26 protein-coding genes are annotated in these 22,266 nt (G+C 32.0%); 14 read left to right on the top strand and 12 right to left on the bottom strand.

The features are described from left to right. Positions 1–33: 33 nt before the first annotated feature. The 3 genes from rplI to rpsF all read right to left on the bottom strand — a co-directional run bounded on the left by rplI (position 34) and on the right by rpsF (position 1,185). Positions 34–480 (bottom strand): 50S ribosomal protein L9, encoded by a 447-nt coding sequence (rplI, locus tag BUA99_RS09385; protein ID WP_072991304.1) that lies wholly within the window; start codon positions 478–480, stop codon positions 34–36. 64 nt (positions 481–544) lie between these two features. After that, the gene (gene rpsR, locus BUA99_RS09380; RefSeq protein ID WP_026709514.1) at positions 545–841 is read right to left on the bottom strand and encodes a 30S ribosomal protein S18; all 297 of its coding nucleotides are present in this window, start codon (positions 839–841) and stop codon (positions 545–547) included. Positions 842–843: 2 nt separating this feature from the next. After that, complete coding sequence (gene rpsF / locus BUA99_RS09375) at positions 844–1,185, bottom strand: 30S ribosomal protein S6 (protein ID WP_072991301.1); 342 nt, start codon at positions 1,183–1,185, stop codon at positions 844–846. 165 nt (positions 1,186–1,350) lie between these two features. Between rpsF and BUA99_RS09370 the strand changes: the two genes are divergently transcribed. Further along, positions 1,351–2,046, top strand: coding sequence for a LytR/AlgR family response regulator transcription factor (locus BUA99_RS09370; protein ID WP_072991298.1), 696 nt, complete (start codon positions 1,351–1,353; stop codon positions 2,044–2,046). Between the two features lie 137 nt (positions 2,047–2,183). Here the strand turns inward: BUA99_RS09370 and priA are convergent, their stop codons facing one another. From priA to nadC, 4 genes are all read right to left on the bottom strand, one after another. Further along, positions 2,184–4,664, bottom strand: a complete 2,481-nt coding sequence (gene priA, locus BUA99_RS09365) for a replication restart helicase PriA (protein ID WP_072991295.1) — start codon at positions 4,662–4,664, stop codon at positions 2,184–2,186. Positions 4,665–4,748: 84 nt separating this feature from the next. Further along, positions 4,749–5,177 carry a DUF2147 domain-containing protein gene (locus BUA99_RS09360; protein WP_072991292.1) on the bottom strand — a complete coding sequence of 143 codons (429 nt, stop codon included), beginning with the start codon at positions 5,175–5,177 and terminating at the stop codon, positions 4,749–4,751. Between the two features lie 2 nt (positions 5,178–5,179). Next, complete coding sequence (locus BUA99_RS09355) at positions 5,180–6,100, bottom strand: YihY/virulence factor BrkB family protein (RefSeq protein WP_072991289.1); 921 nt, start codon at positions 6,098–6,100, stop codon at positions 5,180–5,182. Continuing rightward, positions 6,097–6,954: a carboxylating nicotinate-nucleotide diphosphorylase gene (gene nadC / locus BUA99_RS09350; RefSeq protein WP_072991286.1), complete on the bottom strand. Its 858-nt coding sequence runs from the start codon at positions 6,952–6,954 to the stop codon at positions 6,097–6,099. The genes BUA99_RS09355 and nadC overlap by 4 nt, the downstream gene beginning before the upstream one ends. A 219-nt stretch (positions 6,955–7,173) precedes the next feature. Between nadC and BUA99_RS09345 the strand changes: the two genes are divergently transcribed. From BUA99_RS09345 to rlmH, 3 genes are read left to right on the top strand one after another with little or no spacing between them, the layout of a single operon-like run. Further along, the gene (locus tag BUA99_RS09345) at positions 7,174–7,623 is read left to right on the top strand and encodes a hypothetical protein (protein ID WP_072991283.1); all 450 of its coding nucleotides are present in this window, start codon (positions 7,174–7,176) and stop codon (positions 7,621–7,623) included. Between the two features lie 29 nt (positions 7,624–7,652). Further along, on the top strand, positions 7,653–8,144 hold the full coding sequence (locus tag BUA99_RS09340; RefSeq protein WP_072991280.1) for a CIA30 family protein: 492 nt from the start codon (positions 7,653–7,655) through the stop codon (positions 8,142–8,144). 24 nt (positions 8,145–8,168) lie between these two features. Further along, the gene (gene rlmH / locus BUA99_RS09335; RefSeq protein ID WP_072991277.1) at positions 8,169–8,642 is read left to right on the top strand and encodes a 23S rRNA (pseudouridine(1915)-N(3))-methyltransferase RlmH; all 474 of its coding nucleotides are present in this window, start codon (positions 8,169–8,171) and stop codon (positions 8,640–8,642) included. Between the two features lie 333 nt (positions 8,643–8,975). Here the strand turns inward: rlmH and BUA99_RS09330 are convergent, their stop codons facing one another. Together BUA99_RS09330 and folP are read right to left on the bottom strand one after the other, a co-directional pair. Then, on the bottom strand, positions 8,976–9,599 hold the full coding sequence (locus BUA99_RS09330; protein ID WP_072991274.1) for a hypothetical protein: 624 nt from the start codon (positions 9,597–9,599) through the stop codon (positions 8,976–8,978). Between the two features lie 2 nt (positions 9,600–9,601). Next, entirely contained in the window at positions 9,602–10,426 is an 825-nt protein-coding gene (folP, locus tag BUA99_RS09325; RefSeq protein WP_072991272.1) for a dihydropteroate synthase, read from the bottom strand. 87 nt (positions 10,427–10,513) lie between these two features. On the opposite strand from folP, the gene BUA99_RS09320 reads away from it, so the two are divergent. The 4 genes from BUA99_RS09320 (at position 10,514) to tpiA (ending at position 13,790) form a co-directional block, all read left to right on the top strand. Continuing rightward, entirely contained in the window at positions 10,514–11,059 is a 546-nt protein-coding gene (locus tag BUA99_RS09320) for a DUF1599 domain-containing protein (RefSeq protein WP_072991479.1), read from the top strand. Positions 11,060–11,185: 126 nt separating this feature from the next. Continuing rightward, positions 11,186–12,286, top strand: coding sequence for a BT_3928 family protein (locus BUA99_RS09315; protein ID WP_072991269.1), 1,101 nt, complete (start codon positions 11,186–11,188; stop codon positions 12,284–12,286). A gap of 189 nt (positions 12,287–12,475) precedes the next feature. Then, on the top strand, positions 12,476–12,970 hold the full coding sequence (locus BUA99_RS09310; RefSeq protein ID WP_072991266.1) for a TlpA family protein disulfide reductase: 495 nt from the start codon (positions 12,476–12,478) through the stop codon (positions 12,968–12,970). 67 nt (positions 12,971–13,037) lie between these two features. Further along, positions 13,038–13,790, top strand: a complete 753-nt coding sequence (gene tpiA, locus BUA99_RS09305) for a triose-phosphate isomerase (protein ID WP_072991263.1) — start codon at positions 13,038–13,040, stop codon at positions 13,788–13,790. 54 nt (positions 13,791–13,844) lie between these two features. On the opposite strand, the gene BUA99_RS09300 is transcribed toward tpiA, so the two are convergent. Beyond that, the gene (locus BUA99_RS09300) at positions 13,845–15,068 is read right to left on the bottom strand and encodes a porin (RefSeq protein ID WP_072991260.1); all 1,224 of its coding nucleotides are present in this window, start codon (positions 15,066–15,068) and stop codon (positions 13,845–13,847) included. A gap of 92 nt (positions 15,069–15,160) precedes the next feature. On the opposite strand from BUA99_RS09300, the gene prmA reads away from it, so the two are divergent. From prmA to BUA99_RS09280, 4 genes are all read left to right on the top strand, one after another. Then, positions 15,161–15,994, top strand: a complete 834-nt coding sequence (prmA, locus tag BUA99_RS09295) for a 50S ribosomal protein L11 methyltransferase (RefSeq protein WP_072991257.1) — start codon at positions 15,161–15,163, stop codon at positions 15,992–15,994. A 42-nt stretch (positions 15,995–16,036) separates the two neighbouring features. Continuing rightward, positions 16,037–16,312 carry an ATP-dependent Clp protease adaptor ClpS gene (locus BUA99_RS09290; RefSeq protein ID WP_072991254.1) on the top strand — a complete coding sequence of 92 codons (276 nt, stop codon included), beginning with the start codon at positions 16,037–16,039 and terminating at the stop codon, positions 16,310–16,312. A 94-nt stretch (positions 16,313–16,406) separates the two neighbouring features. Continuing rightward, positions 16,407–17,678: a sterol desaturase family protein gene (locus BUA99_RS09285; RefSeq protein WP_072991251.1), complete on the top strand. Its 1,272-nt coding sequence runs from the start codon at positions 16,407–16,409 to the stop codon at positions 17,676–17,678. A 10-nt stretch (positions 17,679–17,688) separates the two neighbouring features. Further along, on the top strand, positions 17,689–18,372 hold the full coding sequence (locus tag BUA99_RS09280) for a lysoplasmalogenase (RefSeq protein ID WP_072991248.1): 684 nt from the start codon (positions 17,689–17,691) through the stop codon (positions 18,370–18,372). Positions 18,373–18,406: 34 nt separating this feature from the next. On the opposite strand, the gene BUA99_RS09275 is transcribed toward BUA99_RS09280, so the two are convergent. Together BUA99_RS09275 and BUA99_RS09270 are read right to left on the bottom strand one after the other, a co-directional pair. Continuing rightward, positions 18,407–18,823, bottom strand: a complete 417-nt coding sequence (locus tag BUA99_RS09275; RefSeq protein ID WP_072991245.1) for a DUF6691 family protein — start codon at positions 18,821–18,823, stop codon at positions 18,407–18,409. A 39-nt stretch (positions 18,824–18,862) separates the two neighbouring features. Beyond that, positions 18,863–19,426, bottom strand: coding sequence for a YeeE/YedE family protein (locus tag BUA99_RS09270; RefSeq protein ID WP_072991242.1), 564 nt, complete (start codon positions 19,424–19,426; stop codon positions 18,863–18,865). 247 nt (positions 19,427–19,673) lie between these two features. Between BUA99_RS09270 and BUA99_RS09265 the strand changes: the two genes are divergently transcribed. Then, entirely contained in the window at positions 19,674–20,987 is a 1,314-nt protein-coding gene (locus BUA99_RS09265) for a TolC family protein (protein WP_072991239.1), read from the top strand. A 60-nt stretch (positions 20,988–21,047) separates the two neighbouring features. Continuing rightward, positions 21,048–22,124, top strand: coding sequence for an efflux RND transporter periplasmic adaptor subunit (locus BUA99_RS09260; protein WP_072991236.1), 1,077 nt, complete (start codon positions 21,048–21,050; stop codon positions 22,122–22,124). Positions 22,125–22,266 lie beyond the last annotated feature (142 nt).

The following is a 22,266-nucleotide window of genomic DNA, read 5'->3' as shown; positions in this document are numbered from 1 at the left end:
AGTGATTTTTTTTTAATGTGAACAAAATATTAATTAATTGCTAATTTCTGCAACAATTTCATAATCCAATTCAACGATCACGTCTCTGTGTAAACGAACGCTAGCGCTATATTTACCAGTGCGCTTTACAATACCGCTGGTAATGAATTTTCTATCTACTTGTTGGCCACCTTTTGCTAAAGCTTCTGCGATATCTATATTCGTGATTGAACCAAACAATTTTTCTCCACCTGCTTTTGCAAAGATTTTAATTTCAATAGCTTTCAGTGCATCTGCTAATGCTTTTGCATCTCCAACTACTTTAGCCTCTTTGTGTGCTCTTTGTTTTAGATTTTCAGCTAATACTTTCTTTGCAGAAGAAGTTGCTAAATGAGCTTGACCAGTTGGAATCAAAAAGTTACGTCCATAACCATTTTTTACCGATACAATATCATCTTTAAATCCTAAATTTTGAACGTCTTGTCTTAAAATAAGTTCCATGTTGTTGTCCTTTGTTATAGAAGTTAGGTTTCATGTTTCAGAAAACCAACAACTGAGTTAAATATTATTTTAGTAAATCCGCCACGTATGGCATTAAAGCTAAGTGACGCGCTCTTTTAACAGCAACTGAAACTTTTCTTTGAAATTTTAATGAAGTTCCAGTTAAACGACGTGGAAGAATTTTTCCTTGTTCGTTTACGAATTTCAATAAGAAATCAGCATCCTTATAATCAATATATTTGATACCTGATTTTTTGAAACGACAATACTTTTTTTGTTTGTTAGTTTCTATGTTTAAAGGTGTAAGATATCTGATATCTCCGTCTTTTTTTCCTGAAGCCGATTGTTGTAGTGTTGCCATGATTACGCTTTTGTTGCTTTTAATTTAGTTCTTCTTCTCTCAGCCCAAGAAATTGCATGTTTGTCTAAACTTACAGTTAAAAAACGCATAATTCTCTCGTCACGTCTAAATTCAGTTTCAAAAGCAATAAGAACTTCTCCTGGAACTTTGAATTCGAATAAATGGTAAAAACCAGATTTCTTGTTTTGAATTTCGTAAGCCATTTTTTTCAGGCCCCAATCTTCTTTCGATACCATTTCTGCTCCTCTAGTAGTAAGAAAATCTTCAAATTTGCTTACTGTTTCCTTTACCTGTGTGTCAGATAAAACGGGATTTAAAATGAAAACAGTTTCATAATGATTCATAAATGTATATTTATTTGTTAATTTGGGTGCAAAAGTAAACAATTTTGGTTAGTAAACAAGTTAAAACCTGTTTTATTCGGCAAAGGACAAAAAAAATAGGACTACCTACTTTTAATTCAATAGAATTTTGTATGTTTACGATTGCTAATACAAAACTATTCAAATATGAAACTAAATTGTGTTGTAGTAGATGACAGTTCTATTCAAAGAATGATTATTGCAAAGCTAGTTAATAATCATCAAAATCTACACTTGATAGGTGATTTTTCTAATGCAATTGAAGCGAAAAGTTGCATGTCGATACATAATGTAGATTTAATTTTTCTAGACATTGAAATGCCAGTTATTAGTGGATTTGATTTTTTAGATGGCTTAAAAATTAAGCCGCAAATTATTTTTATAACTTCAAAAGCTGAATATGCAATGAAAGCTTTTGATTATGATGCAACTGATTACCTGCAAAAACCCATTGCTATTGATCGTTTTAACGCCTCTGTAAAAAGAGCAATTGATTTTTATTTACTTAAAAATGAAAATAAAGATGAAGATGGAGAACATATTTTCATAAAAAGCAATTTAAAAAAATTGAAAATTTTCACTTCTAAGATTAAGTGGATTGAAGCTTTTGGTGATTATGTAAGAGTGGTCACTGAGGACGATAGTAATCTTGTGCTTTCAACAATGAAGGCTTTCGAAAATGACTTGTCAAAAGATAAATTTGTTCGAGTTCATAAGTCTTACATCATTAACGTTGATAAGGTAGAGCGTTTTAACAGTAAATTTGCAGAAATTGGGCCTACCAAAATTCCTCTAAGCCGTCATAAAAAAGAAGATCTTGTAAAAGCGCTTTCCGCTTCATAACTTTTTTCTAAATAATAACTTGTTTAACTATATCGTATCGCGATTTACCTTCGATGTTATAAAACCGTTGACTAGTCGAAACTTTTCCCGCTTCAAGCCGTAAAATACTCATGAGAGCATAATCCTTTTGAAAAAATCTAATAGAAATCGATGTTTAAAGTTGTTTTAATTGATCGAAATTGTGAAACGGCTTCAAAACTATTTAGCATTTTTTGAATCGTGATTTTTGTATTTCCAATCGAAACGCTCAATGGGATTTTTATCACGATTACACGAATATACTCATTACGAATTCTACTTATAATAGGTTCTTCAGGTCCCAAAACTGGCATATTCAAATTTTGACTCATAACTTGATATAGCCACATAGATCCTGTTTTTAATTTTTCAAAATCACGTTGCTTTAATGTTACTTTAATTATTTTATAATAAGGAGGATATTTATAAATTTTACGATCATACAATTGTTCATCAAACATAGCTTCATAATTATTAGTAGTTACTTGCTGTATTGTATTGTGGTCAGGATTGTATGTTTGTATAATTACTTTTCCCTGCTTCTCCGAACGTCCAGCTCTACCAGCTACTTGTGTTAACATTTGATAGGTACGTTCAAAAGCTCTAAAGTCAGGATGATACAACATATTATCTGCATTCATAACGCCTACTAAACTCACATTATCAAAATCTAATCCTTTAGCTAGCATTTGAGTACCTACTAAGATTTCAATTTCTCTATTTTTAAAACTGTCAATAATTTTTTCAAAACCAAACTTTCCACGAGTCGTATCTTGATCCATTCTTCCAATCTTTGAATTTGGAAAAAGAAAGCATAATTCTTGTTCAATTTGCTCTGTACCAAATCCTTTAGTTGTTAAATCTACACTGGAACATGCTTGACAATGTGTTGGTTTTGCCATTGTGTACCCGCAATAATGACAGCGCAACTGATTTTTATGTTTATGATAAGTTAAACTTACATCACATTGCTGACAATGTGGTACGTGACCACATGTGATACATTCGATTATAGGTGAATAGCCTCGTCGGTTTTGAAATAATATTACTTGTTCTCCCATCGATAACGCAGCTGTTATTTCTTCAATCAGAATATCGCTAAAATGTCCAGTCATTTTTTTTCGAAAGTACTTTTCTTTTAAATCAACTAATTCAATATTTGGCATCAATACGTTTCCATACCGTTTAGTAATTTCAACTAAACCAAATTTTCCTGTTTTAGCGTTAAAATAAGTTTCGATGCTTGGCGTTGCTGATCCCAATAAAACTTTAGCTTTAAACGAATGAGCTAACACTATTGCGGCATCTCTCGCATGATATCTTGGGGCAGGATCAGCTTGTTTGAAAGTTTGCTCATGTTCTTCATCAACAATTATAAAACCTAAATTATCAAATGGTAAAAATAGGGCTGACCTTGCTCCTATTACTATTTGTGCTTTTTCTGATTTTTGTAATACTTGATTCCAAACTTCAATACGCTCGTTATTATTATATTTAGAATGAAATACAGCAACTTTATTTCCAAAATAATTCCTTAAACGACCTACTAACTGGGTTGTTAAAGCTATCTCTGGTAATAAGTACAAAATTTGTTTACCGTTTTCTAAATACTCCTCAATAAGCTTTATGTAAATTTCTGTCTTACCACTAGAAGTTACGCCATGCAGTAAGCACACTTCTTTTTGACTAAAAACATTTTTTATAGCTACTAAAGCTTTTTTCTGTTCCGCACTTAATAATAGCTCGAACTCACTTATTTTACCTGTGAAATTAACTCTGTCTTGCTGTAAAAAATATTCTTCAAAAATTTCTTTTTCAATTAATGCTTTTATAATTGCGGCAGATGAATTAGTTTCGTCCACAAGTTTCTTTACCGTTATCGGCATAGTAATTCTATTTTCAAATCTTGCCTTAGAGTTTTCTGCAGCACTCAATTGGAAATAACGCATTACAATTTCCTTTTGCTTGTTGGCATTTTTTAAGGTTTCCAGCAAATCAGTTAAACCTTGATTGGAATCATATCTAGAATTTAATTTCACGTACCTAATCAACTTCGGTTTATACGTTTCCTGAATTTCTTCTTGCAGAACTAAGATATTTTTGTCAATCAATTGTTGTATGACAGGAAAAATATTTTTCTTGTTTAAAATCGCAATTATATCTTGGACTTTCAAAGAGCTTTGCTGCTGCAGTGCTTCATAAACCAGAAATTCATCATCAGAGAGCAGACTTGTGTCAACGAAAGAATCTGTTTTTTGCGAAATCAACGTCTCGCTTTCCAACAATAGAGCACTTGGCATAGCGCCACGGTAAACATCACCAATAGCGCACATATAATAGGATGCAATCCATTGCCAATGCGAAATTTGTATCTTCGTTACTATTGGTCTTTCATCCAGTATTTGTTGTATTTCCTTTGCTTCGTATAATGCAGGCTTATTTTGATGAATTTCAATTGCTAATGCAGTATAAATTTTACTTTTCCCAAATGGTACAGCGACTCGCATTCCTATTTTTAAGTAATGAGATTCAGCTTCAGAAATGCTATATGTAAAGGTTTTTGCTAAGGAAAGTGGTAAAATTACTTCAACGAAATACATTGATTGTGGATTATGTGTTATCGATTATCATTAAAATGGTTCTCACCGAAAATTTTAATTTTGATTGAAGATTGGAATCTAAAATTATTTTACTCTAGACCAATATTGCGTTCTTCCAAATAAAGAAATACCAATATAACCGCGAACTTTTAATTTATCTTTTGATTCAAGAGTGATAAAACATTTGTAAAGCTTACCATTTTTAGGGTCGAGTATTTTTCCTCCCGTGTATTCATCTCCTTCTTTTTTTAATCCTTTGATTATTGTCAAACCAAGGATTGGTTTATTTTTATCATCACCAGCACAATTGCTGCACACTTTTTTGCGGTTTTCAGCTTCGAGAATTTCTATAACTTTTCCGTATATCTTACCGGAACGCTCATAGACCTCCACAATTGATTTAGCATTTCCTGTTTCGTCATCAATAGTTTTCCATTTCCCAATAACGCCGGAATTTTGACCATAAGAAGCCATTGCAAAAACTAACATAATAACTGTAATCGAATTTTTCATTTTTAAATATTTAATTTTTTATTATTGGCTTTTAATTTATTGACTGTCCCATTCAACTCAAATCCTAAAAGCAATATCATACAGTTTATCCAAATGTAGAACATCAAGACTAATAATGTACCTATCGACCCATATAATTCATTGTATTGCGAAAAGTTTTTAACCCAAATTCCAAATAAGTAGGAGTCGATAACAATTAAGATTGTAGTAAATACCGACCCTATTGAAATAAAAGCTCTCTCATTGTCGTGCTTTGTTCCAAATTTAAAAAGTACAGAAGTTGTGATTAAAATCATTATAATTACAAAGGCGTATCGTCCTAGAACTATAAACTGAATTTGATCACTAAAAACGGTGTTTTGAATAACTACTTCAAAAACTACAATTGTCGAAACCGTTACAATCAATAACAAAGATAATAGTAGGGACATGGCAAGAGCAACCAAAAACTGCTTTATAAACCCTCTTTTTACTAAAACATGACGTGAAGTTTGGAAACCACCTAAAATTCCGTTTAAACCATTTGCCATCAAAAAAATGGAAAGTATAAAACCCGAAGACAGTAAACCAGAATCGCTATTGTTAAGAATATCTGTTATTATTTGGTAAATAGCATCGTACGTGTTAGGCGGCACTCCATCTTTTACAAACATTAGAAAATCTTCTTGAAAACCTTCAATAGGAATAAATGGAATTAAATTTAGAATAAACAATGCAAAAGGAAAAAGAGCCATAAAAAAACTAAATGCAATCGCACTTGCATGATAAGTTAAGGCGCTCTCTACAATACCAAAACCATATAGTTCTAGTAAATCATATAGAGATAAGCCTTCGAGCCAAGGAAGTTTTATTTTCTTCAACCCATGGACAAGATTCCGCAAAATGGGAATTCTTTCAAGTTTACCTTCAATTTCTACGCTCATATTGCTTTGAGGCTCAAATCCATATTACAGACAGAATGTGTCAATGCACCCGATGAAATATAATTAACTCCACATTCGGCATAACTTCGAATTGTTTTTTCATTAATATTTCCTGATGATTCTGTCAAACATTTATCGCCAATCAAATTTACTGCTTTTTTCGTATCTTCAAAATCGAAATTGTCTATCAAAATTCTATAAACTCCATCATTAGCCAGTATTTCTTTAATTTCTTCTAAGTTTCTAGCTTCTACAATTATTTTAAGATTAAGCTTATTTTCTTTAAGATATGATTTGGTTTTGGCTATAGCCAAGGTAATACCGCCAGCAAAATCATTGTGATTATCTTTCAACATCACCATATCATATAGTGCGAAACGGTGATTTTCACCACCACCAATTTTTACGGCCCACTTTTCACAAGCTCTAAATCCGGGCGTTGTTTTACGTGTGTCTAAAATTTTAGTATTTGTTCCTTGCAGCAAACGAACATAATCGGCGGTTTTTGTGGCAATAGCTGACATTCGTTGCATTGAATTTAGAATAACTCGTTCTGACTTTAAAATAGATTGTGAACTTCCGGAAACATGAAAAACAACATCACCTTTTTTAACAGCAGTGCCATCTTCAATAAATGTCTCAATTTGTAAATCTGGATCTACGTAATTAAATATCATTTTAGCAAAAGTTACTCCAGCAATAATCCCGTCCTCTTTTACAAGTAATTTAGCTTTTCCTGTAGCAGTAGCAGGAATACAAGCTAACGAACTATAATCACCAGTACCAACATCTTCTCTTATAGCATTTTCTATTATTAATTCTAACTCTTTTTGGAATTGCTTTTCACTAATCATTTTATACTATTTACTGAACGCTAAAGTACTGCATATTTTACGAATTTGAAAATTTAGCCATTGTGTTCTTTTTGAAAATTAAATAGAAAATCTACATATTTTCTTCAACAGTTTTTGAGGTGAACCAAAATATAGTTTTTAAGTTAAAATCAACAGTAATAATTGGCAGATCAGTATATAAAATCATATATTTGGAAATAGTAATTTAATACCTTTTTTATGAAATATATAATGAGCCTAGCTTTAGTAGCAGCTGTTTCCTTAACATCATGTAAAAATGAAACAGAAACTAGCGTTACGAAGACAACTCCAACCAATGTTGTTCCATTTACTGAAGTGGGTAACCAAATGAAATCTCAGCAGCAGGTTGCAGCAACTGAAGCTTCTCCCGTCTCCCCTTCTACCACTGTTGCTGGAATGAATCCAGCACACGGGCAGCCAGGACATCGTTGCGAAATTCCTGTTGGTGCGCCGTTAAATACGCCTTCATCAACTACGAAGCCGGTTGTTACTACTGCTAATCCAACAGTAACTACAGCTGTCGCTCCAAATGTAATAACTCAAAATCCTGTTGTAACAACTCCAACGGCAGAAGGTATGAATCCTCCCCACGGACAAACAAATCACAGATGCGATATAGCCGTTGGCGCACCATTACCAAAAGCGTAATATTACTATTCCTAATAAATCCGATAGTAATGAATGATCTAATAATATTTGAATTTAGTTCAAAAAGCGATTTAAGCAATTGGCAAGTAGTCAATGACGGAGTTATGGGTGGGAAGTCTAAAAGTCAATTTTACCTAAATGAAAACGGCGAAGGCACTTTTGAAGGGAAAATTTCTCTTGAAAATAATGGCGGATTTTGTTCGGTACGGTACAATGGCAATCCTATTTCTGCTAAAAACAGTCAGTTTTTTAGACTCCGTTTGAAAGGCGATGGTAAATCGTATCAGTTTCGTGTAAAGTCTAACAAAAACGATGCGCAATCATATGTCTTCCCTTTTCAAACATCAGGGGAGTGGGAAACAATAATGATTCCAACACAGGAACTATATCCTGCGTTTAGAGGTCAAAAATTAGCGATTCCAAATTATGATGGTTCAAAATTAGAAGAAGTAGCCTTTTTAATAGGCAATAAAGAAGTAGAAAATTTTAAATTATTAATCGCCAGTATAAAAGTGCAATAGTAATTTAAAGCCTTAATTGAAAAAATGAACATCAAATTAATAGCTATTGGTAAAACCGATAACAAAGCATTACAAACTTTAGTTGACGATTACACCAAACGTTTAAGTTTTTATGTCAAATTTGACTTAGAAGTAATACCCGATATTAAAAATGTAAAAAACTTATCAGAAAGCCAACAAAAAGAGAAAGAAGGTGAATTAATTTTATCTAAAATCACAACCACTGATCACCTCATTTTATTAGATGAAAACGGCAAAACCTTTTCTAGTCTATCTTTTTCAAGTGAATTACAAAAAAAAATGAATTCAGGTGTTAAGACATTAGTTTTTGTAATAGGTGGACCTTATGGTTTTTCAGATACTATTTATATGAAAGCTAAAGGAAGAATTTCCCTATCGTTAATGACTTTTTCTCATCAAATGGTGCGTTTGTTTTTTATCGAACAACTATACCGTGGATTTACTATTTTAAAAAATGAACCATACCATCATCAGTGAAACTTAAGATAAAGATGAGTGGAATTAACTGCCGGTTTATAATAACGAGGTTTGAGATAAAATCACGAAAAGTTAGTTTAAAAGTTATGAATTCTAATTAAGTCTAAATTCAAATATTTAATCGCAGATGTATCTTCTTTATGTTAAATTTAATTTTTAATGCTGAAAGCATCACAAGCAGATAAAATAATTATTCCTATTTGATCTGCATATTAAGCCGATACCTGATCTTGCATAAAAAAAAGATTCTTAACGTTCTCAAAGAATTCGATTTTACAATTAATATTTTCTAGCACTAAAATAAATTTAATAAAAGTTTACGAATGTAATTTCTTAAAACACAAATTCATTAAATTCCAGATTAGGCAATGACGGAATTATACTTTCAATAAATATTTTACTTTGAATATAACTTCCGTAAGACAAATTCTCACTGAAGCAGAAAACGAAAGGATTTAATTGCTCTTCCTTTAATCCAACTAAGTACTTTTTTAGCTCATCTTTTTTAATTTGTACATTATTAAGAGTAATTTCACTTTTACTATCAAAATAAACAATATTACCTTTAGGTTTCTCCATTTTATAATAAACATTTGTAAAAGCAATAAATGCTAAATTTTTACTAATGGTATCTGCATAGGAATAGTAATTTTCTGCTTTTTCGTTTTTATGTGCTTTTTCCTCACGCTTTTTTTGCTGTAGCTTTATAATCTCGGGAATCACTAATCGCAATGGTAAACGCTTATCAATATTTAAAATCCAATTGGTCGAAATAATACTGTTTTTACGGTTGACTTCTGCTATTGTATCTTTTTGTTTTGTTCTAAAAAAAATATAAATTGGTGATAAATCATTGACCTCTTTAACAATAGTTATATTTGATTTTGGAAGTAATATATCTTCTTTATTGCTACAAGAAAATAAAGTAAATAACGCAAATAACGCGAAGTATTTCATAATTAAGAATTTATTTTATTAAATAAGGTAACGCATTCTACAGCTTCTTTTATATCGTGCACTCTGAGAATTTTAGCTCCACTTATAAGTGCCATAGTATTTAAAACTGTAGTTCCGTTTAAAGCACTTTCTGCAGTACCATCGAAAATTTTATAAATCATTGATTTTCTTGAAACACCTGCCAGTAAGGGCAATTCTAATATTTTAAACAATTCCATTTTTTGAAAAACCTCGTAATTTTGATCTAACGTTTTAGCAAATCCAAATCCAGGATCAACAATTAGATCATTAATACCAAAAGTGCGCGCTTTAGCTACTCTTTCTGAAAAATAAAAAAGAATTTCTTTAACAATATCATCGTAATTAGTCAAACTTTGCATTGTTTGTGGAGTGCCACGCATATGCATCATTATATAAGGAACGTTATATTTACCAATTATTTCAAACATTTTGTCATCAAGCTTTCCTGCTGAAATATCATTGATAATTGCGGCACCACTTTCTAAAGATGCTTTAGCCACTTCACTTCTAAAGGTGTCGATAGATAGATAAGTTTCTGGAAAATGCTGGATAATTAAATTTACTACGGGAATGATTCTCGATATTTCTTCTTTTTCGGGGACAAACTCAGCACTCGGTTTACTGGAGTACGCGCCAATGTCAATAAAATCAGCACCTTCATTTAGCATTTTCTCGACCTGAGATAGAATTTCGTTTTCGTTTTTATACTTTCCACCGTCATAAAAGGAGTTAGGCGTTATATTTAAAATACCCATTACTTTAGGCGTTGCTAAATCTACTAATATTCCTTTACAATTAATAGTCATTCGTTGATGGTTTTAGAGATCAAAATTGTACTTTCAAATAAAAATGTATTATTTTTGAGAAATTTTGAATACAAATATACATCAATAATGAAGAATACCTCAAAGGAATATGATAGTGTTATTGGAATAAGTCGCGAACTTTTTATTAACAAAATGAAAGATTATGGCTGTGCATGGCGCATTTTACGATTACCTTCTGTAACGGATCAACTTTACATAAAAGCACAACGTATTAGAAGTTTACAAGAAAATGAAATCCGTAAAATTGATGAAGATGAAAGCGGGGAATTCATTGGCATAATTAATTACTCGATTATGGCTTTGATCCAGCTGGAACTGGGTGTCGTAGAGCAACCGGATTTAACTGTTGAAAAAGCCACTAAATGGTATGATACTATGATTAAAGTAACTAAGGAATTGATGGAAAATAAAAATCATGATTACGGCGAAGCTTGGCGCGAAATGCGAGTGAGTTCACTAACTGATTTAATTTTACAAAAATTGCTTCGAGTGAAACAAATTGAGGATAACAAAGGCAAAACTTTAGTATCTGAGGGAATCGATGCTAATTATCAAGATATGATTAATTACTCCGTTTTTGCTCTGATTTTAATGGGCTTTGGAAACAAATAAGTAACAAATGAAATAGTTAAAATTAGATCTTGAGTTCACAGTTATGGGACAAAATTAAATTTTAGTCTTAAAGTCCAAGAATAGAATAAAAACAACAAATACAATTAGTGATAAACAAAAAAAATAATGAAAAATATAATAACTCAATTTTCTAGAATATTTGTTGGGATACTTTTTATAGTTTCGGGATTAATAAAACTTAATGACCCATTAGGATTCTCCTATAAATTAGCAGAATATTTCAGTGAACCTGTCTTTAACATGCCTTTCTTTGTACCTTTTTCATTAGCGTTAGCTATTTTTTTAGTAATTATTGAAGTAGTATTAGGCATCATGCTGCTCATTGGTCACAAAACAAAATTCACGATTTGGAGTTTGCTACTTTTAATAGTAATGTTCACTTTTCTTACTTTTTATTCTGCATACTTTAATGTTGTAAAAGATTGTGGTTGTTTTGGCGACGCATTAAAATTGACGCCGTGGGAATCCTTTACTAAAGATGTAGTACTTCTTTTCTTTATCCTAATCCTATATTTAAATAGAATATTGATTAAACCTCTTTTCAAAACTAGCATCCAAAATATTATTTTCTACGCCAGTATTGCTTTGTGTTCACTTTTAGGTTTTATTGTCTTAAATCATTTACCAATCATTGATTTTCGCCCCTATAAAGTTGGTAATAATATTCAAAAAGGAATGCGTATTCCTGACAATGCAGAAAAATCAGTTGTTGAAATGGTCTTTATTTATAAAGTTAATGGCGTAGACACGGAATTTACTGAAAAAGACTTAATGAACATTCCCGAAGGTGCAGTTTTTGTTGATCGCAAGGATAAAGTTATAACTGAAGGTTACGTCCCTCCTATTCACGATTTTACCATGGAGAAAGACGACGTTGATTATACGACCGAATTTCTAGAAGCACCAAAAACAATTTTGATTGTTGCATACGATTTACCAAATGCGGACAAAGATGGATTAGCTAAAATGGAAAAATTATATCTTGATGCTAAAGCAAAAGGATATAAAGTAGCGGGAATGACATCATCATCAGCTGAAGAAATAGGTGCTGCTAAAAAACAATTTGGACTTACATTTGAGTTTTATTTTTGTGATGCTATTACATTAAAAACAATCGAACGAGCGAATCCCAGTATTGTAATTCTTGAAAAGGGTACAATAATGCAGAAAGTGCATCACAATGATCTATCCGATTTAAAACTATAAACATTTCTTGAACTTTAGCTATAAAGTCTTGATAACTTTAGAGCTAAACTTATTTACTCTAGATCTAGAAGGTAAATAATTTCTTAAACTTATTAACTATAACGATAGTAAATTTAGTTGTTTTTTTTCAAAATAGATTATAAACTTTAAATCTCAATTCTTTTTTTAACTTTACTAAAAATATAAATAATGAAAAAAATTATAGTAGCTTTATTTGCTTTTGCAGCATTTTCGTGTTCTAAAAGCGAAAAAACAGAATTCTCACAGGAAGCTTTATCAGAAACACTTTTAGCAACAGATGGTAGCCAAGTTGCTTTCAGAGATATTTTGCAAAAATACAAAGGAAAGACTTTAGTAATTGAAGTATGGGCTTCTTGGTGTGGCGATTGTGTGAAAGCAATGCCAAAAATAAAAGAATTACAAGCGCAAAACCCTGATGTTGCGTATTTATTTATTTCAATGGATAGAAAGGTTGAAGCGTGGAAAGATGGTCTTGTAAAACATGAACTGCAAGGAGATCACTTTATGGCAAATGACCAAATGAAAGGCGTTTTTGCAAAAGCAGTAGATGTAGATTGGATTCCAAGGTATATAATTGTTGACAAAGATGGTAAAATTGTTTTATACCGCGCTATCGAAACTGATTTTGAAAAAATCAATGAAACGTTGAAGGAATTAAAATAATACTTTAACCGTAATTGATCAATTACAAAATTATAATGAAATTAGAATAAAACATAATACAACTAAAATGAGAAAAAAGATTATTGCAGGAAACTGGAAGATGCATAAAAATGCAGAGCAAACAGAAGATTTATTAAATGAATTAATTGCAAAAATACCAACAGATACTGATGTGCAAATCATTGTAGCTCCTACATTTGTAAATTTAGCCTCGGCTGTAGATCATTTGGAATTTACTAATATTGATGTAGCTGCACAAAATGTTCATCAAGCGGAAGCGGGTGCTTTTACAGGCGAAGTTTCAGCAGATATGTTGAAGAGTATTGGCGTAAATATCGTTATCCTAGGACATTCAGAACGTCGAGCTATTTTTCACGAAACAGATGCATTAATAGCCGCTAAAGTGAATACCGCTCTTACTCATGAAATGACTGTTATTTTTTGTTTTGGAGAGGAATTAAAAGATCGTCAAACTAAAAATCATTTTAATGTAGTTGAGAATCAGTTAAAAGATGGTTTATTTCATATTAACGCTAATAATTGGGAAAGGATCGTTTTAGCCTACGAGCCTGTTTGGGCAATTGGGACTGGTGAAACAGCTTCGCCAGAGCAAGCACAAGAAATGCATGAATTTATTAGACGCACTGTACTTACTGCATTTGGCCCTGATATTGCTGATAACGTATCAATACTTTACGGAGGAAGCGTTAAACCTGACAATGCAAAAGAAATTTTCTCAAAACCAGATGTTGACGGAGGTCTTATAGGTGGAGCAGCGCTAAAAGCAGATGACTTTGTTGCAATTGTAAATGCAATATAGATTTCATTTAAAAGGAAAAAAAGCGGTAAATTTTTGAAATTTACCGCTTTTTCATTAAATACCTATTTCGACTTGGAAACGCAGATACCAATTATTTTTAGTACTTCCACTGTAATAATCTAGAGTATCAAAGGTCAGCTCCGTTTGTAATTTAAAATTATGCTGCCATAAATATTTAGTTACACCTACGGTATATTGCTTCGTATTAGGAGTAAGAATTTCGATATCTTTCGCTACTTTTTGGGTAGAATACCTACCTATAATTTCATAATTAGATGGAAAATTGTAACTCAACTGATAATCAAAACCACTACCTACGTATGCAAAATTTAATTGAGAATTATTTAAAGGATTTATCGTAACGGCATTTCTTGACGTATTTCTGGACATATAACTGGACATTGCCGCCCACCCGTTATATTTTAAAATAGCATCTAGCATAACAGATTTCATAGTGCGCGCTTCAAATAAATCATTCCCTAGTTGGCCTTGGGTCCTCTTAGCGTGATTATTTTGCTGAAAAGCAGCTGATAGTAATAATTTTGCCGTCTTCTCTCTAATAATATCACCTTCAAAATACGCACCGTCTTTACTAAAAGCACCAAACGGTAATAACTCAATTTTTCCTGTAAAAGCAAGATCTGCATCAGCGTTACCAGTTACGTTGCGACCTTCGCCAGTAGAAACTGCTGTTTTAAAATTATAAGAAAATTTATCTTTAAACTCATTTAGATTATGAACCTGAAAGCCAAAATCTCGATCAATTGTAAATCGAGCATTATTTATCGAACGATCCGTCAATTGCAATGCTCCAGAGGAATTCAATCTCTGCCGGTTTCCGGGCAGTTTAGTCTGTCCAAAACTGATATTCCAATGCTTATTTGGTCTGTAAAAAACAACCGCGTCACGAATAATATTAATATTCTCACCCTCTTTAATTTCGCCTACATCGCCTGGTGCAAATGAGAGTTGAATCGCATAAAGGAACTTGGGATTGCCAACAAATCCGTCAAATCGCAGCCGAAGACGCCTAATTTGCGCATCGTAAACTCCATCTTTACCATCATTCTCTGTATATGTAACTCTATTTTGCATTCGGAATCGTATATTAACCTGATATAAACTATCGGGAGAAGTGATTCCTATTCCTTTCCCAAAACTATAATAAGGTAGAGCTGATAATTTCAAATCGTTGCTGTGCTGCGTTTGCTTTATATTCTCTTGCGAAAAACCAAAAAAGCTTGATAGAAGTAAAAAATAAATAGGGAATTTTCTCATTGGTAGTTTTGTGTAAAATACAAATTTAAAATAAAATTTGATTTCCAAATACAATTTGATAAGTGATTATTACCTTTGCAGTAAAAAACAAAATGTCAAACATTTATATCGCATATCATTTTACTATCGAGCCTAAAGAACTAGGGTCAGAGATATTGATTGCTGAACTCGGAGAAAGAGCATTTGAAAGTTTTACAGAGATAGAAAAAGGGATTTCAGCCTTTGTACAAAAAGATTTGTGGGACGAAATGATTCTTAATGATATTCGAATTTTACAATCAGATGAATTCCAGATCAGTTATACTTTTGAAGAAATCGACCAAGTAAACTGGAACGAAGAATGGGAAAAAAACTTTGAGGCAATTGATGTTGATGGTAATTGTCACGTTCGCGCTCCTTTTCATCCAAAAACTAATGCTGAATTTGACATTATTATTGAGCCAAAAATGAGTTTTGGAACGGGTCATCATGAAACTACACACATGATGATTCAGCATTTATTAGAGATGGATGTAACCGGATTAAAAACGCTTGATATGGGTTGTGGCACTGCAATATTAGCGATACTAGCTGAAATGAAAGGTGCAAGACCAATTGATGCAATTGATATTGACAACTGGTGCTATCTAAATTCTATAGAAAATGCAGAGCGAAATAATTGTTCTCACATAACGGTTTATGAAGGAGAAGCAGCATTATTAAAAAATAAGAAATACGATTTAATCATTGCTAATATTAATAGAAATATTTTGTTGAATGATATGCAAAGTTATGTTGATTGTTTAAATCCGAATGGAACTTTGCTATTGAGCGGTTTTTACAACGAGGACATTCCGTTTATCGACACTTCATGCATTGAAAAAGGATTAACTTATGTTAAAAAATTCGAAAGAAACAATTGGGTTTCATTAAAATACATAAATTAGTTTTGTTTTTTTATTAATTACGAAAGTACAAAAACCTACAAAATGAGTACTAAAGAAAAAGTTAGAGAAAGAGTCAGTGTCAAAGAGGCTATTCAATTAGATAATGAAATAGTAGTTTACAATGATGACGTAAACACTTTTGACCATGTGATAGAAACATTAATACGCGTTTGTGAACATACTCCTGAACAGGCAGAGCAATGTTCATTAATTATTCACTACAATGGAAAATGTACTGTTAAAACCGGTTCTTTTGAAAAATTAAAACCTCAATGCACGCAATTATTAGAAGCAGGCCTCAATGCTGAAATAATTTAAGAAGTTACAGATTTTTTTATAGAAAAAATTTACTGCAAATAATTCATAAAAACTCTCTTTTATTCTATATTTGAATAACTAAAGAGTTTTTTTTATGGAAGAATATGGTAAAATTTTAGTGTTTGTAATGCCTATTTTTTTAATTTTAATCATAATTGAAAAAATTTATGGCCATGTCAAAGGAGAAAATTCTTCTCCTAATATGGATACAGTTTCCAGTGTAAGTTCTGGCATGATAAATTCAGTTAAAGACGTTTTGGGAATTAGTATTACACTAATTTCATACGATTGGATGGTCTCTAAAATTGCCTTATTCGAGATGGAAGCTAATGTTTTCACATATTTAATAGGTTTTGTCGTTATTGATTTTTACGGGTATTGGAGCCACCGCTTATCTCACCAGATAAACTTTTTATGGAACAAACACGCGATTCATCACAGCAGTGAAGAATTTAATTTAGCGTGTGCCTTACGCCAAACTGTTTCTAGCTTTGTCAATCTATTTATCTTCTTGTTAATTCCGGCAGCACTTATTGGCGTTCCCGCCAAAGTAATTGCGATTACGATTCCAATACATTTATTTTTACAATTTTGGTATCATACAAAACACATTAAAAAAATTGGTTTTCTCGAAAACATACTCGTTTCTCCTTCCCATCATAGAGTCCATCATGCAATAAACCCAGAATATATGGATAAAAATCACTCTCAAGTCTTTATTGTTTGGGATAAGTTATTTGGTACTTTTCAGGAAGAATTACCACATGTTACGCCTGTGTACGGCATCACAAGACCAGCAAAAACTTGGAATCCAATCCGTATAAACTTTCAACATTTATGGTTAATGATTACAGATGCTTGGCGTGCTGAAACTTGGAAAGATAAAGTTACAATTTGGTTTAAACCTACAGGTTGGAGACCAGAAAATTTTGAAATTAAATATCCCGTAACAAAAATTACGAATGTTTACAATTTTGAGAAATATGGCACAATTTATTGTAACAAATTAATGTACTGGTCTATTTTTCAAGCTTTAATCACTTTATTAATGATCAGCTACATGTACAACTCAATTGCGATTATTGGTTTACCAAACGTATTTATTTACGGTGCTTTCATTTTTTTAACCGTTTATAGTTACACTGAGTTAATGGATACACGAAAGATTTCGATTTTATGGGAAAGTCTTCGTTTTACTTTTGGTATCGGTTTAATTTTATATTTTGGAGACTGGTTCGGTATGAATCAACTTTTTCCTTATGCCACCTATATAATTTCAGGCTATCTTTTTTTATCGCTGCTTGTAACTATATATTTTACAGGTACCAAATTTCAAAAAGAACAATCTCTGGCACTACAATCATAAAAGATTCTATATGAAAAGCAGTTTTGTATTAAGAAGTTTTGCTGTATTCTGCATTATTTATTTAGGGATTATTCTTTTAAGAATGGAGAATACAGCTTGGTTTTTAAAACCAATTTTACTTCCGTTTCTAATTTTTGCAGTTTATATACACGAAAAATTTACAAGCAAGCGAATACTTTTAATCGCATTAACTTTTTCTTGGATTGGTGACATAATCTTATTATTTACTGATAAGGGAGAATTATACTTTATTTGTGGATTAATCGCATTTTTAATATCACACATCTTTTATATCGTTTTATTTAACAAGCAATTAAAGATGTATATTAAAAAAAGCAAAACAATTTATTGGATTGGAATTACATTGATAATCTTTTACTTAGTGACAATGATGTTAATCTTACTACCTAATTTAGGTCCATTATTTATTCCTGTATTTGTATATGCAATGACAATATCTATCATGTTGGTTTTTGCTTTTAAAGGCTTTTTAAATTGGGATAAGCCAGCTAATAGCTATATTTTTATAGGAGCGATAATTTTTGTAGCCTCTGATAGTCTTTTAGCCTTTGATAAATTCTACGCCCAAATACAATACAGCTCATTTTTAATTATGATAACCTATCTAACGGCACAATATTTAATAGTCATTGGTGTTTTAAAATTAAACAAAAAAAGGCTGCAGTTTCTTTAAATAATGCGGCCTTTTTTATATAATAAAATCACGATTAATGAGGTAATTTATTTTTGAGTACTCCGTATAAATATGTCCCTAATAGCGCTCCAAAAAGAACTATCAGAACAGTCCAAAATCCAGCTCCTATTAGTATGAATATAGGTCCTGGACAAGAACCAACTAATGCCCAACCCAATCCAAATAAAATGCCACCAATCCAGTAACGAGTAGATCCTTTCTCCTTATCTGCTATAACTATTGCCTCTCCATTATTATCTTTTATATTTTTTCTTTTAATCAGTTGTATTCCAATTACTCCTGTCAAAATTGCTACAGAAATAATTCCGTACATGTGGAAAGATTGAAATTGAAACATTTCATAAATGCGATACCAAGAAACAGCTTCTGATTTGGTTAAAACAATTCCAAAAATAAATCCAACTATTAAATATTTTAATATATTTTTCATGCTAATTTTAATGATTTGTGAAATTTAATTTTTGAACTATTATTCCCTTAAAATGATTGGCAATAAAAAATGTGCCATCATCAATCCGCCAATAAAGAATCCCACAACCGCTTTTAAGGAAGGAATTTGTAAATTACTCAATCCTGCAATTGCGTGTCCCGAAGTACAACCGCCAGCGTAGCGCGAACCAAAACCAATTAATAATCCTCCCACTAAAAGAATTAAAATAGTTTTTGGTGATTCTAAAATTTCTAGTCCAAAAAGAGCTTGTGGCATCAACTTCCCGTTTGGTGCATCAATTCCCATCTCTGCTAATTTTTCAATGGTTAGTGGATTAATGGACACATTTGATGGAGCACTCATATAATGAACCGCTACAAATCCACCTAACATGGCTCCTATTACAACAACTAAATTCCAACGCTGTGCTTTCCAATCAAAATCAAAAAAAGAAACTTTTTTCCCTAAACCAGCTATTGAACATAATGAACGTAAATTAGAAGACATTCCGAATGTTTTTCCAAAATAAATTAAACTTAGCATCACTACACCTATTATTAATCCTGAAACGTACCAAGACCAAGTTTGAAAAATCATTTCCATATTTTATATTTATTTTTTCACAAAGATAGGTTGCATTTTCAATAAAAAGAAGGAGTATTTCAATGAAAGTAGTTGGTTTTATTAGCATTTCATAATCCTACGTCAATTCCCAATCATACTATAAGATTCAGTTTACCCGAAACCAATTCTTTAAAAAAAGGCATTAAAAAATGCAAGTGTGACTTATGTTACCATGTACGCTTTTTTGTCAATCTATCTTTGCTTCATAAACTAGAGAAAATCAATTATGAAGAAATTAAACTATATACTGCTTTTAGGACTATTATCTATTTCTACTTTAGGATTTAGTCAAGATACTTTGCCTATTTCTAAAAAAGACATTTGGTTAAAAGCTACTGATAAGAACCTACAAATTAAAATTTCAAATCAAGACTTTAAATCGGCACAGGCAGATTACAATCAATCGAATTCGTTATTCTTGCCAAGTATTTCAGCTTCACATACTGCCATTTCGACCACAAATCCTTTAATGGCTTTTGGGTCTAAATTAAATCAAGAAATTCTAACAGCATCTGATTTTGATCCAGCGAGACTAAATAATCCAGCAACAACAAAAAACTTTGCAACAAAATTTGAAATCTTACAGCCTTTAATTAATGTAGATGGAATTTATGGCAGGCAAGCAGCAAAGGCAAAAATGGAAGCTTTCTCTTTGCAAACTGAACGTACTAAAGAATATCTAGAATTAGAAGTGAATAAAGCCTTTATGGAATTGCAACTTGGTTATAAAGCGGTTACTGTTTTAGAAAAAGCAAATAAAACAGCTGATGCTAACTTGAAATTAATAGAAAACTATTTTAAACAAGGTATTCTTCAAAAAACAGATTTGCTTTCAGTGCAAGTACGTGTAAATGAAATTAAAAATCAGTTACAATATGCTAAAAGTAATGTACAAAACGCCTCGGACTATTTAGCTTTCCTTTTAAATGAAGAGAATACAAACAAAGTGTATAAACCAATTGAAGAATTAGAAAATTCGATTGCTATCGAAAGTATAAATAGTACACTTCCCAGTACCAGAAAAGACATTCAAGCAATGGATAAATCATCTGAAGCTTACGCCAAAATATTGCAATCAAGTAAAATGAATTTCTTACCAAGATTAAATGCTTTTGGAAGTTACGAGTTGTACGATGACACTTTATTTGGAACCACAGCGAAAGGATATTTAGTAGGAGCGCAATTATCATGGAGCTTATTCGACGGTTATAAATCGATAGGGAAAATGGAAAAAGCAAAAGCAGAATTCCAAAAATCAGAGATAGAAACTCAACAATACAAGGCTAAAAGTCAAATGGAATTGAACAAAGCCAACCGTCAGCTTAAAGATGCGGAGAACAAGGTGAATCTTTCTAAACTTGCTTTAGAACAATCGCAAGAAGCCTATCGCATTCGCAACAACCGATTTACTCAAGGATTAGAAAAAACAACCGATTTGTTACAATCAGAAACGCAGATGTTTCAAAAAGAATTAGAATTTTTACAAGCTGTTTTTGAATATAATTTCACTCAAAACTATTTACAATTTTTAACGAAATAAAGAAATAATAATTCAAATGCCATTGCAAAAGTCAATTGCAAAATCAATAAAAACAAAACTATGAAAAAGATATTTATACCTGTGTTAGCCTTATTAATTTTAGCTTCTTGTAATAGCGAAAAGAAAGAAGAAATTGTAAAAGAACCTGCAATAGCTGTAAAAGTAAGTGGAGTTTCTGAAAACAATAATAGTCCTTTTGTTACTGCAAGTGGAAAAATTGAAGCTAAAAACAGTGCTAACTTAAGTACTAGAATGATGGGATATGTAACTAAAGTTCATGTGCAAGTGGGTCAAAAAGTAAATGCGGGACAATTATTAGTCAGCATTAATAATACAGATTTACAAGCTAAAAGAGCGCAGGTAGATGCCAGTATTCTCCAAGCAACAGCAGGTTTTAACAGCGCTAAAAAAGATTACGATCGTTTTGTTAATTTGTTCAAACAGCAAAGTGCATCACAAAAAGAATTAGATGACATGACGGCTCGCTACGAAATGGCTAAAGCAGGATTAGAAGGTGCGAAACAAATGAGAAATGAAGTAGTGGCACAGTTTAATTACTCAAACATCACCGCTCCATTTGCCGGAGTCGTAACCAATACTTTTATAAAAGAAGGTGATATGGCCAATCCAGGAATGCCATTAGTAAGTGTTGAGGGCGCTTCTAAATTACAAGTTATGGCGATGGTTTCTGAAAATGATATTGCTGCAATTACAAAAGGAATGCCTGTTAGCGTTTTAGTAAAATCATCTAATGAGAAATTAAGCGGAAAAGTAAGCGAGGTAAGTATTTCGGCTACTAATACGGGTGGTCAATATTTAGTAAAAGTAGATTTAGATAAAACAGATGCCACTGTCTTATCAGGAATGTTCGTAAATATCCAGTTTCCAATTGCAAATAAAGCTAACACATCAAAAAGTGAAGTGCTTTTAGTACCAGTATCCGCATTAGTAAAACAAGGACAACTGACTGGAATTTACACAATAGGCACTGGAAATGTAGCCCTATTGCGATGGTTGCGCACTGGGAAAAGCTTTGGCGAACAAGTGGAAGTTTTATCTGGACTTTCGGCAGATGAGCAATATATCGTTTCAGCAGACGGAAAACTATACAATGGAGTTCCTGTGAGTGTTCAATAAAAAGTGTTCCGCTTTTATTTTAGATAATTAAGAAGATTTTGTAATTAAATTCTGCGTGAGGGATAGCAGTGAAAATCCTTTTTGTATCGTTGATAAACGAGATAAAAAGATTGTAACGAATAGCCCGACCCGACCTTTTGGA

This window comes from Flavobacterium segetis (assembly GCF_900129575.1).
Taxonomy (GTDB): domain Bacteria; phylum Bacteroidota; class Bacteroidia; order Flavobacteriales; family Flavobacteriaceae; genus Flavobacterium; species Flavobacterium segetis.
The sequence above is the reverse complement of the archived record's forward strand: the minus strand, read 5'-3'. Positions and strand labels throughout refer to the sequence as shown.

Coding starts and splice junctions, on each gene's coding strand:
- BUA99_RS09300 (WP_072991260.1), bottom strand. CDS start 15,068: ATGAGAAAATTCCCTATTTATTTTTTACTTCTATCAAGCTTTTTTGGT.
- BUA99_RS09320 (WP_072991479.1), top strand. CDS start 10,514: ATGAAGAATACCTCAAAGGAATATGATAGTGTTATTGGAATAAGTCGC.
- BUA99_RS09285 (WP_072991251.1), top strand. CDS start 16,407: ATGGAAGAATATGGTAAAATTTTAGTGTTTGTAATGCCTATTTTTTTA.
- BUA99_RS09280 (WP_072991248.1), top strand. CDS start 17,689: ATGAAAAGCAGTTTTGTATTAAGAAGTTTTGCTGTATTCTGCATTATT.
- BUA99_RS09260 (WP_072991236.1), top strand. CDS start 21,048: ATGAAAAAGATATTTATACCTGTGTTAGCCTTATTAATTTTAGCTTCT.
- BUA99_RS09355 (WP_072991289.1), bottom strand. CDS start 6,100: ATGAGCGTAGAAATTGAAGGTAAACTTGAAAGAATTCCCATTTTGCGG.
- nadC (WP_072991286.1), bottom strand. CDS start 6,954: ATGATTAGTGAAAAGCAATTCCAAAAAGAGTTAGAATTAATAATAGAA.
- folP (WP_072991272.1), bottom strand. CDS start 10,426: ATGACTATTAATTGTAAAGGAATATTAGTAGATTTAGCAACGCCTAAA.
- prmA (WP_072991257.1), top strand. CDS start 15,161: ATGTCAAACATTTATATCGCATATCATTTTACTATCGAGCCTAAAGAA.
- priA (WP_072991295.1), bottom strand. CDS start 4,664: ATGTATTTCGTTGAAGTAATTTTACCACTTTCCTTAGCAAAAACCTTT.
- BUA99_RS09340 (WP_072991280.1), top strand. CDS start 7,653: ATGAATGATCTAATAATATTTGAATTTAGTTCAAAAAGCGATTTAAGC.
- BUA99_RS09265 (WP_072991239.1), top strand. CDS start 19,674: ATGAAGAAATTAAACTATATACTGCTTTTAGGACTATTATCTATTTCT.
- BUA99_RS09330 (WP_072991274.1), bottom strand. CDS start 9,599: ATGAAATACTTCGCGTTATTTGCGTTATTTACTTTATTTTCTTGTAGC.
- BUA99_RS09290 (WP_072991254.1), top strand. CDS start 16,037: ATGAGTACTAAAGAAAAAGTTAGAGAAAGAGTCAGTGTCAAAGAGGCT.
- rpsR (WP_026709514.1), bottom strand. CDS start 841: ATGGCAACACTACAACAATCGGCTTCAGGAAAAAAAGACGGAGATATC.
- BUA99_RS09345 (WP_072991283.1), top strand. CDS start 7,174: ATGAAATATATAATGAGCCTAGCTTTAGTAGCAGCTGTTTCCTTAACA.
- tpiA (WP_072991263.1), top strand. CDS start 13,038: ATGAGAAAAAAGATTATTGCAGGAAACTGGAAGATGCATAAAAATGCA.
- BUA99_RS09275 (WP_072991245.1), bottom strand. CDS start 18,823: ATGAAAAATATATTAAAATATTTAATAGTTGGATTTATTTTTGGAATT.
- BUA99_RS09360 (WP_072991292.1), bottom strand. CDS start 5,177: ATGAAAAATTCGATTACAGTTATTATGTTAGTTTTTGCAATGGCTTCT.
- rplI (WP_072991304.1), bottom strand. CDS start 480: ATGGAACTTATTTTAAGACAAGACGTTCAAAATTTAGGATTTAAAGAT.
- rlmH (WP_072991277.1), top strand. CDS start 8,169: ATGAACATCAAATTAATAGCTATTGGTAAAACCGATAACAAAGCATTA.
- BUA99_RS09370 (WP_072991298.1), top strand. CDS start 1,351: ATGAAACTAAATTGTGTTGTAGTAGATGACAGTTCTATTCAAAGAATG.
- BUA99_RS09310 (WP_072991266.1), top strand. CDS start 12,476: ATGAAAAAAATTATAGTAGCTTTATTTGCTTTTGCAGCATTTTCGTGT.
- rpsF (WP_072991301.1), bottom strand. CDS start 1,185: ATGAATCATTATGAAACTGTTTTCATTTTAAATCCCGTTTTATCTGAC.
- BUA99_RS09315 (WP_072991269.1), top strand. CDS start 11,186: ATGAAAAATATAATAACTCAATTTTCTAGAATATTTGTTGGGATACTT.
- BUA99_RS09270 (WP_072991242.1), bottom strand. CDS start 19,426: ATGGAAATGATTTTTCAAACTTGGTCTTGGTACGTTTCAGGATTAATA.